General features: G+C 79.4%; 2 protein-coding genes. Both read right to left on the reverse strand.

The window, feature by feature from the left end; all coding sequences use genetic code 11:
- Positions 1-560: CvpA family protein (locus ABEB16_RS18920; protein ID WP_345713762.1), on the reverse strand; the 560-nt coding region annotated here is incomplete at its 3' end.
- A complete protein-coding gene (locus ABEB16_RS18925) occupies positions 557-1,189 on the reverse strand; it encodes an NUDIX hydrolase (protein ID WP_345713763.1) in 633 nt (210 codons plus the stop codon). The genes ABEB16_RS18920 and ABEB16_RS18925, both read right to left, overlap by 4 nt.
- Positions 1,190-1,213 lie beyond the last annotated feature (24 nt).

Genomic DNA, 1,213 nt, shown 5'->3' on the forward strand with positions numbered 1-1,213 from the left:
GCCGGCGGGTCCACGGGGCGCACCGTCTCGTCGCGCAGCGCGGTGAAGACGCGGGGGAAGCCGGTGCTCTCCGCGGAGGACCACAGCGAGGCCAGCAACCCCGACGCCGAGGGCGGGACCACCGCCTCCACGGTGGAGATCACCCGGGAGCCGGACACCGCGCCGGACACCGACACCAGGGTGGTGCTGCGCAGCGCACCCGCGGCCACCCAGATGACGAGGGCGGTGGCCACGGCACCGGCGGTGGCGCCGAGGAGGGCGTCGAGGACCCGCACGGGCCGCCAGCGCACCCGGCGGCGCAGCAGCGTGCCGGTCAGGCCGAGCAGCAGCCGGCCCAGCAGCGCCAGCAGCACCACCGCGACGACCACGGCGAGGCTGCGGGTGGTGCCCGTGCCGAGCCCGGCCAGCAGCCGGGGCGCCAGCACGACGCCGAGCACGGCCCCGGCCAGCAGCCCCGCGGTGCTCAGGGCGCCCACGAGCAGGCCCTCGCGGTACCCGGCGACGAGCTGCAGGGCGAGCACGAGCAGCAGGGCCAGGTCCAGGAGGGTGGAGCCGCTCACGGCGGCGGCTCCGCGGCGGCGCGGGAGAGGGCCGGTGCCAGCGCCTCGGCCAGCGGCACCACCCGCGAGGGGTCCCAGGGGCGCTCCAGCCCGGCCAGCGCCAGCACCCGGTGCAGCACCTCGGCGGTGAACCCCCACACGAGCAGGCCGCGCACCGCGAACGCCGGCCCCGCGTAGCCGTGGGGCGCGCGGACGCGGAAGCGGTGCGCCGGGTCGGTCAGCTCGGCCAGCGGCACGCGCTCGACGCGCGCCACCTCGGCGGGGTCCACCACGGACACCGGGCACGGCTCGCGCCACCACGCCACGACGGGGGTGACCTCGTAGCCGCTGACGGGCACGTGGATGGTGGGCAGGGTGCCGAGCACGTCGACGCCCGCGGGCAGCAGGCCGGTCTCCTCGGCGGCCTCGCGCAGCGCGGTGGCGGCGGGCCCGGCGTCGTCCGGGTCGGCCCCGCCGCCGGGGAAGGCGACCTGTCCGGAGTGCTTGCGCAGCCCGGCGGCGCGCTCGGTGAGCAGCAGCTCCCCGCCGCCGGGCCCGTCGGCGAACAGCAGCAGCACGGCCGCGGGCCGGCGCGGGGCGGTGGGGTCGTGGACGACCCGGAACGTCCAGCCGGGGTCGCCGTCGCGCACCTGCGGCAGCGCCGCGGCGAGGGG

This window comes from Kineococcus glutinatus (assembly GCF_039542765.1).
Taxonomy (GTDB): domain Bacteria; phylum Actinomycetota; class Actinomycetes; order Actinomycetales; family Kineococcaceae; genus Kineococcus_A; species Kineococcus_A glutinatus.